16 protein-coding genes and 1 tRNA gene are annotated in these 16,632 nt (G+C 54.2%); 5 read left to right on the top strand and 12 right to left on the bottom strand.

Annotated features, from left to right (window positions below; genetic code table 11):
• Positions 1 to 138: 138 nt before the first annotated feature.
• From yahO to ACQG22_RS05625, 6 genes are all read right to left on the bottom strand, one after another.
• A complete protein-coding gene (gene yahO / locus ACQG22_RS05650; RefSeq protein ID WP_013097697.1) occupies positions 139 to 414 on the bottom strand; it encodes a DUF1471 family periplasmic protein YahO in 276 nt (91 codons plus the stop codon).
• Between the two features lie 150 nt (positions 415 to 564).
• Positions 565 to 1,596 (bottom strand): ABC transporter ATP-binding protein, encoded by a 1,032-nt coding sequence (locus ACQG22_RS05645; protein ID WP_369706341.1) that lies wholly within the window; start codon positions 1,594 to 1,596, stop codon positions 565 to 567.
• Between the two features lies 1 nt (position 1,597).
• The gene (locus ACQG22_RS05640; RefSeq protein ID WP_013097699.1) at positions 1,598 to 3,172 is read right to left on the bottom strand and encodes an ABC transporter permease; all 1,575 of its coding nucleotides are present in this window, start codon (positions 3,170 to 3,172) and stop codon (positions 1,598 to 1,600) included.
• A gap of 24 nt (positions 3,173 to 3,196) precedes the next feature.
• The gene (locus ACQG22_RS05635; protein ID WP_058681152.1) at positions 3,197 to 4,213 is read right to left on the bottom strand and encodes an iron ABC transporter substrate-binding protein; all 1,017 of its coding nucleotides are present in this window, start codon (positions 4,211 to 4,213) and stop codon (positions 3,197 to 3,199) included.
• A gap of 358 nt (positions 4,214 to 4,571) precedes the next feature.
• Entirely contained in the window at positions 4,572 to 5,402 is an 831-nt protein-coding gene (locus tag ACQG22_RS05630) for a CPBP family intramembrane glutamic endopeptidase (RefSeq protein ID WP_038418833.1), read from the bottom strand.
• Positions 5,403 to 5,839: 437 nt separating this feature from the next.
• Positions 5,840 to 5,916: transfer RNA gene (locus ACQG22_RS05625), tRNA-Arg, on the bottom strand.
• Positions 5,917 to 6,194: 278 nt separating this feature from the next.
• Between ACQG22_RS05625 and ACQG22_RS05620 the strand changes: the two genes are divergently transcribed.
• The 3 genes from ACQG22_RS05620 to fimZ all read left to right on the top strand — a co-directional run bounded on the left by ACQG22_RS05620 (position 6,195) and on the right by fimZ (position 9,078).
• Positions 6,195 to 6,893: an EAL domain-containing protein gene (locus tag ACQG22_RS05620; RefSeq protein WP_029882622.1), complete on the top strand. Its 699-nt coding sequence runs from the start codon at positions 6,195 to 6,197 to the stop codon at positions 6,891 to 6,893.
• A 24-nt stretch (positions 6,894 to 6,917) separates the two neighbouring features.
• Positions 6,918 to 7,640 carry a helix-turn-helix transcriptional regulator gene (locus ACQG22_RS05615; RefSeq protein WP_023622262.1) on the top strand — a complete coding sequence of 241 codons (723 nt, stop codon included), beginning with the start codon at positions 6,918 to 6,920 and terminating at the stop codon, positions 7,638 to 7,640.
• An 805-nt stretch (positions 7,641 to 8,445) separates the two neighbouring features.
• Positions 8,446 to 9,078: a fimbria biosynthesis transcriptional regulator FimZ gene (gene fimZ, locus ACQG22_RS05610; protein WP_013095936.1), complete on the top strand. Its 633-nt coding sequence runs from the start codon at positions 8,446 to 8,448 to the stop codon at positions 9,076 to 9,078.
• A gap of 51 nt (positions 9,079 to 9,129) precedes the next feature.
• Here fimZ and sfmF read toward each other — a convergent pair whose 3' ends face one another.
• The 6 genes from sfmF to fimA all read right to left on the bottom strand — a co-directional run bounded on the left by sfmF (position 9,130) and on the right by fimA (position 15,165).
• Positions 9,130 to 9,654, bottom strand: a complete 525-nt coding sequence (gene sfmF, locus ACQG22_RS05605) for a fimbria assembly protein (RefSeq protein WP_013095935.1) — start codon at positions 9,652 to 9,654, stop codon at positions 9,130 to 9,132.
• Between the two features lie 9 nt (positions 9,655 to 9,663).
• The gene (fimH, locus tag ACQG22_RS05600; protein WP_020685033.1) at positions 9,664 to 10,668 is read right to left on the bottom strand and encodes a type 1 fimbria D-mannose specific adhesin FimH; all 1,005 of its coding nucleotides are present in this window, start codon (positions 10,666 to 10,668) and stop codon (positions 9,664 to 9,666) included.
• A gap of 13 nt (positions 10,669 to 10,681) precedes the next feature.
• Positions 10,682 to 13,246, bottom strand: coding sequence for a fimbrial biogenesis usher protein (locus tag ACQG22_RS05595; protein WP_369706340.1), 2,565 nt, complete (start codon positions 13,244 to 13,246; stop codon positions 10,682 to 10,684).
• A 14-nt stretch (positions 13,247 to 13,260) separates the two neighbouring features.
• The gene (gene fimC / locus ACQG22_RS05590; protein WP_013095932.1) at positions 13,261 to 13,953 is read right to left on the bottom strand and encodes a type 1 fimbria chaperone FimC; all 693 of its coding nucleotides are present in this window, start codon (positions 13,951 to 13,953) and stop codon (positions 13,261 to 13,263) included.
• 34 nt (positions 13,954 to 13,987) lie between these two features.
• Entirely contained in the window at positions 13,988 to 14,533 is a 546-nt protein-coding gene (fimI, locus tag ACQG22_RS05585; RefSeq protein WP_013095931.1) for a type 1 fimbrial protein subunit FimI, read from the bottom strand.
• 68 nt (positions 14,534 to 14,601) lie between these two features.
• Entirely contained in the window at positions 14,602 to 15,165 is a 564-nt protein-coding gene (fimA, locus tag ACQG22_RS05580; RefSeq protein ID WP_013095930.1) for a type 1 fimbrial major subunit FimA, read from the bottom strand.
• Between the two features lie 311 nt (positions 15,166 to 15,476).
• On the opposite strand from fimA, the gene folD reads away from it, so the two are divergent.
• Both folD and ybcJ read left to right on the top strand, forming a co-directional pair.
• Positions 15,477 to 16,343 (top strand): bifunctional methylenetetrahydrofolate dehydrogenase/methenyltetrahydrofolate cyclohydrolase FolD, encoded by an 867-nt coding sequence (gene folD / locus ACQG22_RS05575; protein WP_013095929.1) that lies wholly within the window; start codon positions 15,477 to 15,479, stop codon positions 16,341 to 16,343.
• A 1-nt stretch (position 16,344) separates the two neighbouring features.
• Positions 16,345 to 16,557 carry a ribosome-associated protein YbcJ gene (ybcJ, locus tag ACQG22_RS05570; protein ID WP_040021473.1) on the top strand — a complete coding sequence of 71 codons (213 nt, stop codon included), beginning with the start codon at positions 16,345 to 16,347 and terminating at the stop codon, positions 16,555 to 16,557.
• Positions 16,558 to 16,632 lie beyond the last annotated feature (75 nt).

Raw genomic sequence — 16,632 nt, 5'->3', positions numbered from 1 at the left:
CATTATATCTGCGTTAGCAAGTGTAACCGCGCGTTTCGGCCTGAGGACAGGGGGTTAAATGAAGCCGGGGAAGAGAGAGGTGTTACAGAGGAAAAGCGTGACGCACAGCCACCCCGGATCCGGGATGGCTGCAGGACATTATTTTTTCTTGTAAATATCGGCCGTGCCGTGAATTTTGTTGTTGGTATTACCTGACGTGAGCACCAGTACGTCGGCACCTTCTTTATCTGCTTTTTCAATCAATTCTTTCTTTGCATCATCAATAGAGACTTCATTTGAAGTGCTTACCGTACCGATTTTTTCATACTGCGATTCGACTTTCTCGAATTCATTTTTCGTCAGCAGTTCAGCCGCAAAGGTATTGGTGGTAAACAGAAACGCCGTTCCCAGCAAAATAGCAGTCGTCTTTTTCATAACCTTTTTTCCTTGAGATTAATCAGCAACTACGAAAAACCTCACACATGATGGTGAGGTTTTATGAGCATGGTAGAGAATCTCAGGAAATGCCACACGTTAAGGAAAATTCTTTTATAACAACCCGTTGGATTGAATTACTAACGAACATTAAGAATATTCAAAAACGCGCGCCGTACCAGCAATATCAATACGCACCGCCGCCCCCGGGTGCCATCCAGGCTGACTGACGGTTTTCAGGGTAATCGGCTCCGTTTGTCCGGCTAACGCCAGCGTCAGCGTGGAGAGCTGGCCGGTGAAATCCACATCAACAATCGACACCGGGCTTTCGTGCGCCGCGCATGCCGTCACGTGCAGTTGCTCAGGGCGCAACATCACTCTGCCCTGCCCCGTCGCCTGGGCGTTGTCCGTGGGCACTTCGCCCAGCGCGCAGAGCGCATAGCCGCTGGCGAGCTGAGCAGGCAGGATCACCGCATCCCCCAGGAACAGCGCCGTCTCTTCATCCACGGGCTGGCTATAGACCTGATAAGGCGTGCCGACCTGAGTGAAACGTCCGGATCGCATGACCGCCACCTGCGTGGCAAAGGACAACGCTTCGTTTTGATCGTGAGTAACCAGGATCGAGGCCACGCCCGCTTCCGCCAGCAGGTCAGCCGTGGCCTTACGCGTCATGGCGCGCAGGCCGGTATCCAGCGCCGAGAAGGGTTCATCCAGCAGCATCAGGGAAGGACGCTGCGCCAGCGCGCGGGCAAGCGCCACGCGCTGCTGCTGGCCGCCGGAAATCTCATGCGGCCAGTGCGTGGCGAGTTGTCTGTCAAGCGAGACCATCTCCATCAGTACTTCCACGCGCTGGCGCTTCTCGTGGCGGGTACCGTCTAATCCCCAGGCAATGTTGTCTGCCACATTAAGATGCGGGAAGAGCGCCCCCTCCTGAGGTACAAAGCCAATTTTACGCAGATGCGCGGGAATAAAGTTGTTCTGATCGAACAGGGTTCGGCCCTGCATCACGATCCGTCCGCTATCCGGCGTTTCGAACCCGGCAAGGATACGCAGCAGCGTGGTTTTACCCGACCCTGACGGCCCGACAATCGCCGTCCGGCTTCCCGGCGCGACGCTCAGGTTTAAGCTGTCGAGCACCTGCGCATCGGAAAACGATTTAGAAATGGACGTTAATTCAAGCATCTCATAGCCCTGCAATTTTTTTGGACTGCATATAAAGAATGGCGGTCAGCGGAAGTGAAATCAAAATCATCAGCATGGCGTAAGGCGCAGCGGCAACATAATCGATCTCGCTGGTCAGCGCCCAAAAACCGGTGGACAGCGTGCGCGTTCCCAGCGGGGAGAGCAGCAGCGTCGCCGTCAGTTCGTTACTGACGCCAAGGAAGACCAGCGCCGCCCCTGCCGCCGCACCGGGCGCGGCCAATCGCATGGTGACGCTCCACAATGCCTTCGCGGGCGTGCTGCCCAGACTGCGCGCCACGTTTTCGAGCTCCACCGGCGCCTGGGCAATCCCGGCCCGCAGGTTAATGAGCGCACGGGGCATAAACATCAGCAGGTAAGCCAGGAACAGCGTAATTTCGGTCTGATAAATCGGACGTGCATAGTGAATGGTGACCGTGACCAGCGCGAGGGCGGTGACGATCCCCGGCAGAGAACTGGTGATGTAAATGCACCCTTCCAGCATCCGGAAGATGCGGTGCGGATAACGGATACCGAGCCAGGCGATGGGAATGACACAGGCGGTGGTCAGCAGCGCGCCGCCCACGCCGAGCATCAGCGTCTGGCGCAGCGAGTGCCAGAGATCGGCGCTCATCCAGTTCTGTACGCCGCCAAGCCATATCCAGCGACACAGCACAATGAGCGGTACGCCCAGCGCCAGCACAATCAGCATGAGGAAAAACAGCTGGCCCAACGCCGCAGCAACAGGCTTTAGCGGCCAGCGCGTCTGTTCACGTGCCGCCCCAGCGCCGATGCGCGCATAACGGGCTTTCCCGCGGGTGACCCCTTCCAGCAGCAAGATGGCCAGACAGCATAGCGCCAGCACCCCCGCCAGCATGTTTGCCGCCGGGCCACTGAATGTCGACTGGAACTGGTCGTAAATGGCGGTGGTGAAGGTATCAAAGCGGATCATCACGTACAGGCCATATTCCGCCAGCAGATGCAGGGCCACCAGCAGCGCGCCGCCGCAAATCGCGAGCTTAAGCTGCGGTAACACCACGCGAAAAAAGACCCGCCACGGCGGCGTGCCGAGCGAAGCGGCAACATCTTCAAGCGTTGGATCCAGACGACGCAGCACCGCCGCCACGGGCATATAGATAAACGGGTAGTAGGCTAACACGGAGAGAAACACGCCCGCAGAAAGCCCATGCATGGAAGGCACCACGCTCACCCAGGCGTAGCTTTGCACGAACGCGGGGATGGCCAACGGGGCCACCGCCAGCGCAGACCAGATCCCCCGCCCGGCGAGCTGAGTACGTTCCGTCAGCCAGGCTATCGCCACGCCGGTGACGATACAGAGTGGCACCGCTAAGGCCGTCAGCCACAGCGTGTTGCTGAGCAGCTCAGCAACACGCGGGCGAAACACCAACGCCTTAATGGTTTCCCAGCCCGTCTCAATGCCTATGGCAATGATAAAGCCCAAAGGCAGAAGCGCCATTAATGAAAACAGGACAGCTAACGCAACCATCGGCAGCGCAGGACGCCTGCGGGCAGGCTCCCGCACTCTGTTTTTGCCGATGTCGAGACTCAGACCAGACATAGGACGTTCACTTTACTCTCAGGATCACAGCAGGCCAGCTTGCGTCATCAGCGCGATGACTTTTTTACTGTTAAGCGTGGAAGGTTCCACTTTCGGTGCATCCAGCTCGTTCAGCGGCACCAGTTTCGGGTTAGAGGCCGCGTTCACGCCCACCGCATATTCAAAGGCGTTATTGGTGCGCAGGCTCTCCTGCCCTTCTTTGCCGGTGATGTATTTAATGAAGGCCTGTGCCTGCGCTTTGTGTTTGCTGGACGCCAGCACGCCGCCGCCGGAGAGGCTAACAAAGGCGCCCGGATCCTGGTGTTTGAAGTAGTAGAGCTTAGTGTTTTTGCTGTTTTCACCCGTTTTGGACTGATCGACAAAACGGTAGTAGTGATAAATCACCCCGCCATCAATCTGACCGGCGTTAACGGCTTTCATCACGGTGCTGTTGCCTTTATAGGCAACGAAATTGGCTTTCATCGCTTTGAGCCACTCAAGGGTAGCCTGCTCGCCTTTCAGAGCCAGCATTGCGCTGACGATCGCCTGGAAATCGGCTCCTGACGGAGAGGCAGCCCAGCGGCCTTTCCACTCGGGTTTAGCCAGATCCATCAGCGATTTTGGCAGCTGCTGCTCGCTCAGTTTTTCCGGGTTATAGACAAACACCGTGCTGCGAGCGGCGATCCCGATCCAGCGGCCGTGTGCCGGACGATACTCCGCCGGTACCTGCTTTAATGTCTCTGCATCTAATGGCGCAAACAGTTTGGCGTTATCAACCAGCACCATTGACGGCGAGTTTTCAGTTAAAAATACATCCGCAGGCGATGCGCTGCCTTCCTGCACCAGCTGGTTGCCCAGCTCGCTGTCATCGCCATTACGCAGCGTGACCTTAATACCCGTTTCTTTGGTAAAACCGTCTACCCACGACTTCACCAGATTTTCATGCTGCGCGTTATAAACAACGATACCTTCGTTGTTATCAGCGGCAACCGATTGAGTTGAAAGGAAAAGTGATGAAGACAACAGGGCAAGCGAGAAGCATGACAGCAGGCGAGAATTCATGAACATATCCTTAATAGACCAACGTGATAAACAACAAAGGGCTGTGTGGGACAGGATTAAAGCATACAACAACGCTAATGATAATTACTATCAATCGAGTTTAGACGTAAAAGTGTAAAATGCGTTTTTAGCAGATTTTAGAATGATAAAAACCCAAATTTTAATGCGAGATAATTTTTAGATTAAGAAAACCTTAAGCCTGCCAACAATGAAATTCATTAGCCTTCTATTTATTCTGACGCGAAGGTAAATGTGTTATTCATGCCCGCGGCATATATAAAAAAAGCCCCGATGCTTCGGGGCTTTTTATGCTTATCCGGAGGCAGCCAAATTTATAAGGCCACTATTTTAAAAAGCATCACACGGACGCGTGAGGGGCATACATCGGATAGGTGAAGAACAATAAATGCACGCAGTTCAGCCCAAAATGGAAGAACGTTGCAACCCAGAGCCTGCCACTCCACATCCACGCCAGGCCGTAAATAATACCGGAGAGGCTGGCAAAAATAATCAGCAGTAAACCGCCGCTATAATGCATTAGCCCAAAAATGAGTGAGGCAATCAACAGTGCTACAACAGGATGCACAACCCGGGACAAGCGCTGCTGCAGATAGCCTCTGAACAAGGCTTCCTCGGCCAAAGAGACGAAGAAAATATTCGCAAGGGCAAATTGAGCAAACCATTCTGGCGCATGCGGCTCAATTCTCAGCCCGCCCAACGCAACAGCCAGAAGTAACAGCGCGGGTATCGCCAATACCAATATTCCCCAGCCGACCTTGCCAGCTTTATAAAGGGGTTTTGCTACGAATAACGTTGGCATGCACGTAATTAAAAAGAACGGCACCACTGCCTTGTCCATATTAAAGTACATACTGAACGGCATGCTTTGCGGACCAACAACGACAGCGTCCAGTACCTTCGGGTTATGGAAGCCAGGGATCGCATGCAAAACCAGGGCAACGGCGATGACCACGCACAGGCCCTCGACCAGATAAGTATATTTATTATTTTTATTACGTAGCCATTCAACAACAGACCAGCCAATAACGATTAATGCAATCACCAGCAGCGCCGGGGCGTCAAGAATGCTCTGTTTCCAGCCGAGAAATGCCGTTAACCCCAGCATCAGGTAAGCCAGGCTTTTATTCAGGGAAAGTGCGGCAAGCGAAGTTGCGAGTAGATACCACATAAATGTCCTTCATGATTGGCATGTACAACAGTGAAACGAATGTCGTGCCGGAGGCATCCCGCGGGGAAGCCATAAATAGGGTGCCGACTACCGGAATCGAACGGATGACCTACGGATTACACGTCAGTTGCTCTACCTACTGAGCTAAGTCGGCGTTGGTCCGCCACCGGAGCCTCGAACCCCGTACTACAACATCCTGGTTGTCGCTCTTCCCGATGAGCTAGTGGCGGTATGGTGGCCCTGACTGGAACTACGCCAATGACCGGTCGATGGCGGAACAAACGTTCTGACCGACAGGCTACAGGGCCGGGTTCAGAATGATACACATCTGGAATTAACCACGCAAATCAGACGGTTAAAAGCAGGCACAGAGTGAAGGATCGGTAGCGGTTGGTCGGTCTGGGGAAGAGTGGGCTGGATTAAGCGCTGAGACTAAATGGCACGCCCTGTAGGATTCGAACCTACGACCTACGGCTTAGAAGGCCGTTGCTCTATCCAACTGAGCTAAGGGCGCACTGAGAAGAGTGAACTTCGCGGTGGTGAAACGCGAAGAATTATACGGTCAATGGCAGGTGAGTCAATGCCTTTTCCGTTTTCACCTCCGATTAGGGCTAGCTGATTGTAAATATGGCTGTTTTTTCAACATTCCCGGCCTTTCTTTCGTAGAATTTAGCGCTGCGAAAAGGCTTAGCTGCATTTAAGTAACGCCTGCTGTTTTCCTGAGCGTCAGCTCGTCACACTAGTGTGAGGTATCCCGGCCGCCTGGAGGCTGACAGACAACAGGACAATGGAGTGACAGCGCAAAACCTGATCGATACGTCCCCCAGCTTACAGCACCTCTCTCACGATATCGCGGGCATCAAACTTGAGCCTATCATCGCCCTCTCCTCGCAGCGCCAGGTTGGGGTGGAAGTGCTGAGCGTTCTGTCAGCAAGAGAGCAAAGCGAAGCATTTTTCAACGATCGATCTGCGGAGTGGTCACTTACGCTGCTTGAAGCGCAACTTGTCGCGCTAAAAAATACCCCGCACTGTCATAATCTTTACGTCAATCTGCCGATAACCGTATTAACGCAGCCGGACGCCTTTCAGCGGCTTCTCCGGCTGCCTGCCGCACCGCTGAATATAGAAATTGTCGACCCGGCACGCTTTCTGGCGCTGTCTGACACAAAACGGCAGGATGTTCACCAGCGCCTGCTGCAGCTCAGAAGACAAGGCCACGGTATCTGGCTGGATGATATTGATGAAGCGATCGTCCAACCGTTTTTGTCCTGCCGGCTGCCGTTAACCGGCATAAAAATCGACAAGGAAGCATTCTGGCGTTTACGCGCCACCCCTGCGCTCGGGCAACTGGTGACACGTTGCTTTCAGCTTGCCGACAACGTGCTTATTGAAGGTATTGAGACTGAAAAGGATCATAGCCGGGCACGACAGGCAGGAGCAGGACTCGGCCAGGGGTACTACTGGCCGTCCTGGACATGGCCGGAGGAATAAAAAGCCATTTCCAGGAGGGAAGCCATGCGAATGACAGTGCGCCGTTACCGGCGGCGGCGTACAGGAAGTGATGCACTGGGATTTACGCACTCGCCTTTTGCTCCCCCCTTTTTCGACCGGCTCGAATTTTTGAGCCAGTCCATCCACCAACATCGCAAAACCGACGCGCCCTTTATTATTCTGGTCACGGAAGATCATTTCCTGCGCACCGGTTTTCTGAACGGCCAGTTTCCCCTGAGCAGCTGTAGCGACTACCCGACGCTGGACGAAGCTTTTCAGGCGTTGAATCAGTGGCCTGCAGCCCGTCTGGTGGTAGATATTGAAAGCCGCACCACGGCGCTTATGGAAAAGCTGGATCAGCTGAGAAGACACAGCCTGTATCCGCCCTTTCTCACGCCGTATCTGTTGGTCAGGGCGGATAATTACGACACCCGTCTGTTCTGTAAAGCGGCGGGGCCGTTTCATGTCCTTGAACGCCAGTCAACGGCGGCGGCACTCCAGCACAGCCTGATGGACATCAGCCCTCCACAGGGCTCCAGTAAAGAGTGGTTCTCTCGCGGCGAGTGGCCCATTTTACAGGAGCTGTCGCGGGGGAAATCACTACGTCAGATCGCCCTGCTGCAGAATCGCCCCTACAGCCGCATTATCTATCGCCTTAGCTGCATTCTGGTGAAGCTCGGGCTTAGCCATCGCCAGGAACTGCTGCATCTTCTCAATAATCTCTCCGACTGCCCGTTTTACTCTTAACCTAACCCCTTATTTCCTAAAGATCTTTAGGAAGTTACTTACTGGAAATGTTAATTTTATGTTAACCATTAACATAAATCTCGAAATTACAACTATTCCTAATTTCTGACTCTGAACCACGTGAAATATTAAAGAATAAGTAAAGCGCAGCACTTTCATCCATGCGTTAAGGGATTGATGGTTCCGTTAACAGGATGATAATGATGTAAAAACAAGCAATTTGGTTGCACGCCCCTGGCGCTAAAAGCGAAGGCCGCAGAAGATTTTGCTCTTCCGGCATAGTATTTTTCTGATATCGGGGAGAGGTATCGGGATGAGGATGAGACGCGCTATCTGTGCAAATTCACGCCACTTCAGCAGCAGGTGAGACGTTTTACTGCCCCGTCATTTCATTAACAACTTTGCAACATATAGTGGTATCTGTTATTTTTTGTTATTACATAAAGATGAAAAGATGCGGTAAATGGAATAACAGGACATTTCCGCTAAATTTAAAAAAATAGCCATTCAGATCCAGAAGATAATACAAATCAATAATCATGAATTAATCTGCAGGCTTTTCGGAGAAAACTTACACGGTATAATAAGACGCGTACCAATTATGAATAAGAAAAACCTTTTTGCCGCCACCAGCCAAATGAGATGACCGCGCTGAGGCAATGACATTACCACTACGTTAACAAGGATGCTTTCGCTCTTTCCAGGGAAATACCACCCTATAAGGATCTGCAAATTTATCCTTCCGGCATTTCGAGAGTTTGAACCAAACTCAGCATAACGCTTTTAACAATCTGAGGCATAAAAAATGAAACCGGCATCCGTTATCATTATGGACGAACATCCTATCGTCAGAATGTCGATAGAAGTCCTGCTACAGAAAAATAAAAATATCACAGTCAAACTGAAGTCTGGCGACAGCCATGAAGTTCTCGACTGTATCCGCAATCACGCCATCGATCTGGTGATCCTGGACATTGAACTTACGGGCACCGATGGCTTCGCTTTATTGAAAAGAATCAGAAACTTAAACAAAGACATAAAGGTCCTGTTCCTCTCTTCCAAATCGGAGTCCTTTTACGCGGGCCGCGCCATCCGCGCCGGGGCAAATGGGTTTGTCAGTAAACGAAAAGATTTAGGTGAGATCTACAACGCCGTGGAAATGATTCTGATGGGCTATTCTTTTTTCCCGTCGGAAACGTTGAACTTTATTAATCATCTGGGCTCAGGGAAAGGGATGGCATCCGATATGCCATTATCGAACCGTGAGGTCACCGTACTGCGGTATCTGGCGAATGGCTTATCGAATAAGGAAATTGCCGAACAGCTGCTATTAAGCAACAAAACCATTAGCGCGCACAAATCCAATATTTATTCCAAGCTCGGTGTGCAAAGCATTGTGGAATTAATTGATTACGCCAAGGCACACGAGCTGCTATAACCTGAATTCACTCCCTGCAGTTTATCTGAGTTGCAGGGAGTGCGGTCAGCGCTAATTATAATTAATCATAAATGTGGCATCCGCATCGGCGCGTCCGGGCCGGGGGTTATCCGCTGTGGCAATATAATTAGCATAAAATGACAACACGGCATTACCCTGCGCATCTACCGCCACCGGCTGGCTGGCCTGCTGTAACGCAAGACGTGTTTTATCCGCATCCCTGATCTCCACCGCGACGTTATTCGCCGTACTGGCGTCATTCAACGCCAGCAATCCGCTGTCACTCCCGTCAGTTTTCCCGGAAAACGTAATTGATGCCGAGCCTGGCGGACAGCCTGTCAGCTTCAGCGTGAAGGGCATGGGCTGCGTGCGGCTCCCCGTGGTGCTGAGCTGCTTCGTCGGCCAGGTGCCCAGAGTGACGGTCTTGTCGCTGTCGCTGCCCTCTGCCACACAGGTAAAATCAACGATATTGCCGTACATCTGAATATTGATCTCGCCCAGCGCTGTGGCTGACCACGCGTTTGCCTGACACATCGTCAGGGCCAGCGCAGCGAAAGGCCATTTCCAGTTCCCCATCTCTTCCCCTTAATCGTAATCCACGCGCAGATAGCCGCGAGAGGTGAACCGGCCTTCTGCTGGCTTATTCCCCGTAATGCTCACCGGCCAGACCCGGATCCCCACCTGCGCCTGCGCGCTGTCATCCAGACGGAACGGAATTTTGCTGTTCAGGTTGTTAGGCGTCAGAGGCGTACCGCTATCGTTCGCCACGACAAACCCTAAATCCGGGTTATCGGAAACCAGCGCATTGCCCGAGATTTTTTCCGCCTCGATGCGCATCGTCAGATACGCATTGGCCTCCACATTAGTGCACTTAATGGCAATGGTTTTGCTTTGTGGTGAGACGTTCTGAGGACGATTGCCCGCCCCCGCCTGGCTGAACAACGACGCGCCAATATCACCAAAATCAAACTCCACCACCTGCCCGGCGTTAATCGCACAGCTTTGTGGTACCTGAATGGTGCCGCTGTAGCTGATGGTATAGACCGGCGTATTCAGCGGATCGGATGACGTGGTGGTGACATAGACGGTGAACATGGTCTGCTGGGGGATCACCACCATGTTGATAAACCGCCGTGTGACCCGCAGACGAAAGACCAGCTTCGAATCGGTGACAGGAAACGCTTTGTTGTTCGGAACGTTAGGGTGCTGCCCCATCTGAATGTAGTCTGACGGTGGATAGAAGGTGCCCGCGTAGTCATCGTGGATCTGCATTGCGCCATCAAGGTAGTCATTCAGCTTCACATACTTATAGCCATCAATTACCGTCGTTATCGGCAGGCTGGTGACATAACTACGCATCGTGGACTTTCCGGTTGTTCCTTTAGGGCAAATGGCGTTCACGCCCACCAGCCCGGATTTTTGCGCAAGGGTCACAATCTGCCCCGGTTTGTTATTGGAGCTGTTAAAGACGTTTGAAAGATCGTATGAGATATCCTTCGGCACACCCGTGGCGTTCTGGCAAACCGTCGCCCACGCGGGCATCGTGCTGCAGAGCAGCGCTAAGCTAAACACATTGCGTAAACTGCGCATCTTTGGGTTCCTGTTAACGGTCACAGCTTGCCCCCGCCATGGTAATGGCCTGGTTTTGGCTTTCAGGCGATAAACGATAGTGCGCACGACACTGGGACTGCATCCCATTGCCCCACTGAATAAGCAGCTCCCCTTCCAGCGGCAGCCCGCTCAGGTAAATCTGCCCGTCATCGCCCACCATACTGGTGACCCCGCTCTGGGTTTCACGGACCACGGCACCAAACGGCACAGGCTGGTTGCCGCGGGTCACGGTCAGCAGGGCACGCACGCCGATACGGGTATCGAAGCTGGCGCGCACCAGCGCACCTTTGGTCGGTACTACGCTGCTGACGTTATTTTCGATGTCGGTGTTGTTACTCATGGAGTTGGTATCCAGCGCCACGCGGTTATAGCGGTAGACGGTGGCATACGGCATGACCGCGTAGCCTCGCCAGTCGGTTTTCACCCCGGTCTGGTTTTCCACGCTGACGCCCAAGGCTCCCGGCGCTTTGATCAGGACGTTAGTGTCGCCCAGCGGCTGGCTGAAGGTGACGCCGTCGGCATGGCCCACCACCCCACCGGAGAGCTGCCAGTTGAGATCGTGCTGATCGCGCGCGTAGTTGTAGCCCACCCCCAGCGTGCCGTAGGTCGCCTGCCAGTTTGCGCTGGCGCTACCGCTTGAGCCGTTGGTGCTGGTGTGCCCCTGCGTAACGCTGTAGTTCAGGTTGCGATCTTCCAGCAGGGTGCCGCTGACCCCGGTTTGCCAGCTGGTATCACCGTCGCTGTTGCGGCTGGCTGAGGCCGTGGCGTAAGCGCGGTCGATGGCGCTGTCCCGGCGATATCCCTGACGGGTAAAGAGGCTGAACGGCACCGAGACGTTAAAGGACGCGATCCGGTCCGTGCCCTCTATCCCGACGGACTTGTTCCACGACCATGACAGGGAGTAGTTGATCCCTTTTACACCTCCGGCATAGCCGAGCTGATACCAGAGGTTCGACTGGCTGGTGCCCCAGTAGGTCTGCTCGCTGCCGGAGACATAGACTGAGCCATAATCACCCAGCGACTGAGAGATATTGAGCTGGAAGCGCCCTTTTTTATTCCACGTCAGGTTGTGATAGCTCTGCACGTCCGGCACGCCGTCATCATCCTTGCTGTCGGCATACTGATAGCCTTCCATCGAACGCCAGGCCACATCATCCAGGGTGTAAAACCCTTTCGTGGAGTAGCGATAGCCCAGCAGCTGGAAGTTGGTGCCGAATCCGTTGAGTGATTTTGCATACAGGAAACGCAGGGACTGGCCCTCATGGCGGCTGTCGTCCGCCAGCTGGCTGCGGGCATGGGTGATATCGACCGACACCGCCCCCCAGTCACCGAGGTTTTTCCCGGCGCCAATGGCCACCGCGGTATAGCGCGACGCCAGCTGCGTACCGCCGTAGAGCGTGTAACCATTGGCCAGACCGGTAATCAGCGTGCCCTGGGTGAAGAACGGCGTGTCCTGATCGCTGTTACCGCTGCGATAATCCCCGGCCACGAGGTCATACTTCCAGCGACCTTCACGCTGCAACAGCGGCACGGTGGAGTACGGCACGGTATAGCGTTGCTGACTGCCGTCTTTCTCTTCTACGGTCACTTCCAGATCGCCGCTTGAGGAGGTAGGGTTCAGATCGGTAATGGCAAACGCGCCAGGCTGGACATAGCTCTGGTAGATAACATAGCCGTTCTGGCGAACAACCACTTTGGCCGGGGTACGGGCGATACCGCGCACGGTTGGCGCATAGCCCTGCAGGCTGTCCGGGTACATGCTGTCGGACGAGAAAAGCCGCCCGCCGCGGAAACCGACGCTGTCAAAGACATCATTGCCGGTATTGCTGTCGCCCAGCACCAGCTCGCTTTTGAGCGGAATGACGGTGCGCTGCGCCCAGGTGCCAATGTTCTGCCAGTTACTGTGCCGCTGGCCGTTGTTTTGCGTATAACGCCAGGCGCCGTTATTGCGTAAACGCCAGGCGCCATAGTTCAGCCCGCTCTGCAGGTTCAGATAGTAGCTGTCATCCTCGCTTCCCCGGTTGCCGGTAAAGCTGTAGTTCAACAGCGCGGCGGGGATCCCTTCATCCCACTGTTCAGGCGGGATATAGCCACGGGCGCTGTTCTGCATCGCCACCTGCGGCAGGCTGATATTCAGACGCTGCGAGGCGAAGTTAAATGCGACCAGGCTGCCGGGGATCGCTGTCGCCAGCGGGACACAGGTGTCGTCCTGCACCTTTACCAGCTCGGGAAACGCGGCGAGGTTAACGCCAAACCGTTCCAGCATTTTACGCGTGATGCACGGCGCCAGTCCGCCCGCCACCGGTGGCGTATCGTCGGCCTGCTCAAAGCGCACGTCCTGGGTCGCGATAAACTCATCGTTACGCCAGATATCCACGCGATACACGCCGGGTGCCTGCTGGTGACCTTGTTCAAAACGCGATAAATCCGCCACGCTGGCGGTATCGTCGGACAAAAAGGCCGGGTTAAAGTAGCTTTCGCTCCAGCCCGACTGCGGCCAGAGCGTTGCCATCAGCGCCAGTGCAACCGGGCAGTAACGCCATTGATGATTATTCATCGCCCTGACTCTGCTCACAGGTTGACGCTACGCGCCGGAGTAATGGCACCGTAGTCATTGACGCTCTGCCAGGAGAGCGTACCGCCCGCACCAGCCGGCAGCGCCTGCTGTGCCGAATTTTTTGGCGCAATCATGATGTTATCCAGCGTCTGTCCGCCCAGCTTCAGATTGACCAGCGTGATGTAATACGGTGAGGCGTTGCTGATCTTCAGATGCGAGCCAACGCGCTCAAAGCGCAGCTGAGAGAGCGCCTCTTCCGGCTGCATTGCCAGATTATTCGGGCGCACAAACAGCTTGATACGCGACAGGATGGCCAGTTGCAGCACGTTGTTGTTTTCGGTTTTGGCTTTGTTCACTGACGGGATCGCTTTCACGTTCATGTAAAACAGCGATTCACGATCGGCAGGCAACGCAGGCCCGGCGTAAATAATGCGCAGCGTGTTTTCGCTGTCCGGCTCGCTGACAAACAGCGGTGGCGTGACGGCAAAGGTTTTTTCTTTTTGCCCGTTTGCGTTTTCGATCCACGCGTTAATTAAATAGCGTTCTTGCTTGTTACTGTTGGTGATCGCCAGTGAAGTTTGTTTAGCATCTGCCGGATAAATAACGCGCGTGGCTCCAAGTGCAATACCGCCGGACGCATTCGCGCTTGCAGAAACCATCATTAAAATAAACGATAAAATCAGTCCTGGTTTAATTAGGGTATTCATCAAAACCGTACCTTTAATAATGTGTTCGCAGGTGTTATGGATAAATCAACGTAAACCAGACATCCGACTGAATATTGCCTGGCACAAGGTGTTCGGAAATAGCCCGATATCGGGCGCTAAAATGAAACGCAAGCTCGCGGGTATCAATGGGCAGCCAGCTGACCGCCGTGGCGTTGGGGATTATCTGACGCTGCTGTTCGTCAAAGAGAGCCAGCCCCACCCCGCTGCTGATGGGTGTTTCACCGGGGCGCGATGTTGCCAGAAAAACCTGCGGGTCTTCCGCGGGCGTGATGCCCTGGAACTGGATCCCGACGGTGCGTGAGACATCCACGCTGCAATCCAGCAGCCGCACGGTAAAAGGCACATTAACGGTGGAAAAACTGCCCACCCCGGAAAACGAATTGGTCCGGTATTGTCCCATATCGATGCGCATATTCTGGCTGTCTGGCGCCACGGCGCAGCCACCGTTCACCAGTTCACCCCGGAGGTGTACTTTGCCGCCGTCAATCACCACCGTATGGGCGAATGCCTGGGAAGCCATCGCAAGGGTTAACAGCAGTAGTGTTCCTGTCCTTGTCATCCTTCGTTCCTGGCCTGAGCGTATGACGGGCCTCATCCCTGAGGCCAAAACATCCCTGTACGGAGGAATTATTCGTATTTCATAACGAAAGTGGCGTCAGCGTTTGCCTGGCCTGGTTCAGTGGTCGCAGCAGTGGCTTTATAACGCGCGCTGAAGTTCAGGGTGTTGGTGCCCTGGATCAGGTTCTGCGCAGCAGAGAAGGTGGCACCGTCTGGCGTCAGAACGCTGGATTTGCTGTCGAGGATCTCGATACCAACACCTTTCGCGGTGTTGTCGTTGCTACCGGAAGTCACTGCCAGCAGGGTTTTGTCAGTTGCGTCGATCTGACCGGTGAACGCCACAGCAGCCGTTTTCGCCACCAGCGGATCGCAATCGTTCAGTTCGATGGTGAATGGAATATTGGTGGTGGTATCACCCACTTTGGTGAATTTCGCGGTACGGTACTGACCGAGATTAACAGTCTGCTCGGAAGAATCGGTATTTACTGAACATGCAGCATTAACCAGTTCACCTTTAAAATGCACGGTACCGCCATTTACGGAAACTGGCGTAACCGGATCGGCAGCGTGAGCGGCACCCGCGACCAGGGCCAGTGAAGCAATAACAGTAGAAGCAATGTTGCTGAGTTTCATGTCTATTCCTTTAAAATGTAAATAACCCTTCCCGCGAATTTTCGGGAATAAGAAATACGTTCAATTGAAAAATTGAAAGCTTATTTCGGAGGAGACAAAGTAGCTCAGGAAACTATTTTTAAATATGTCAAAACGCTGCCATTTTACCAGGTCACATCCTAATCCTGCCTAAGAAATTGACCATCACCCGAGAAGGGTCTTTACGCCCGCCGGAGGAAAACTCGCAAAGGGTGACTGACAGCGGCGCTCGCTTCTGACAAAATACAGGCCATCCCCCCTTTTCAAACGTTACAGACGGAATCTTCTCTCTGATGGCAGCAAAGATTATTGACGGTAAAACGATTGCGCAGCAGGTGCGCTCTGAGGTCGCGGAAAAAGTGAAGGCGCGTAAAGCGGCTGGTTTTCGCGCACCAGGGCTTGCCGTTGTGCTGGTTGGTAGCAACCCGGCATCGCAGATTTATGTCGGCAGCAAACGCAAAGCGTGTGAAGAGGTGGGGTTCGTCTCCCGCTCTTACGATTTGCCAGAAACCACCACCGAAGCAGAACTGCTGGAACTTATTGACACCCTGAATGCCGATAAAGAGATCGACGGTATTCTGGTCCAGCTGCCGCTGCCGGCAGGCATCGACAACGTGAAGGTACTGGAGCGTATCGCGCCGGATAAAGACGTGGACGGTTTCCACCCGTATAACGTTGGCCGTCTGTGCCAGCGCGCGCCTCGCCTGCGTCCCTGCACCCCGCGCGGCATCGTGACGCTGCTGGAGCGTTATAACATCGACACCTACGGTCTGAACGCCGTAGTGATTGGCGCCTCCAACATCGTGGGCCGTCCGATGAGCATGGAGCTGCTGCTGGCCGGTTGCACCACCACCGTGACCCACCGCTTCACCAAAAACCTGCGTCATCACGTCGAGAATGCCGATCTGCTGATCGTCGCGGTCGGTAAGCCGGGCTTCATTCCCGGGGAATGGATTAAGGAAGGGGCGATTGTCGTGGACGTCGGGATTAACCGTCTGGAAAACGGCAAAGTGGTTGGCGACGTGGTTTATGAAGATGCCGCAGCGCGTGCCTCTTACATCACCCCGGTACCGGGCGGCGTAGGCCCGATGACCGTAGCAACCCTGATTCAGAATACCTTGCAGGCATGCGAGGAGTATCACGACGTAGAGGACGCGTAACATGGCGACATTTTCATTAGGTAAACATCCACACGTTGAGCTGTGCGATCTGCTGAAGCTGGAAGGCTGGAGCGAGAGCGGTGCGCAGGCCAAGATTGTCATTGCCGACGGGCTGGTTTTCGTCGACGGCGTGGTAGAAACGCGTAAGCGCTGCAAGATTGTTGCCGGTCAGACCGTCAGCTTTGACGGCCAGAGCGTGACCGTTACGGCCTGAGCCGTCTGATGCCCTCACCCTAACCCTCTCCCGGCCGGGAGAGGGGATAACAATCCCCGCACACCTATCACGGTT

Source organism: Enterobacter cloacae complex sp. 309I3, from assembly GCF_050031595.1.
Lineage (GTDB): Bacteria > Pseudomonadota > Gammaproteobacteria > Enterobacterales > Enterobacteriaceae > Enterobacter > Enterobacter cloacae.
This window is presented reverse-complemented; position numbering and strand designations above follow the sequence as displayed.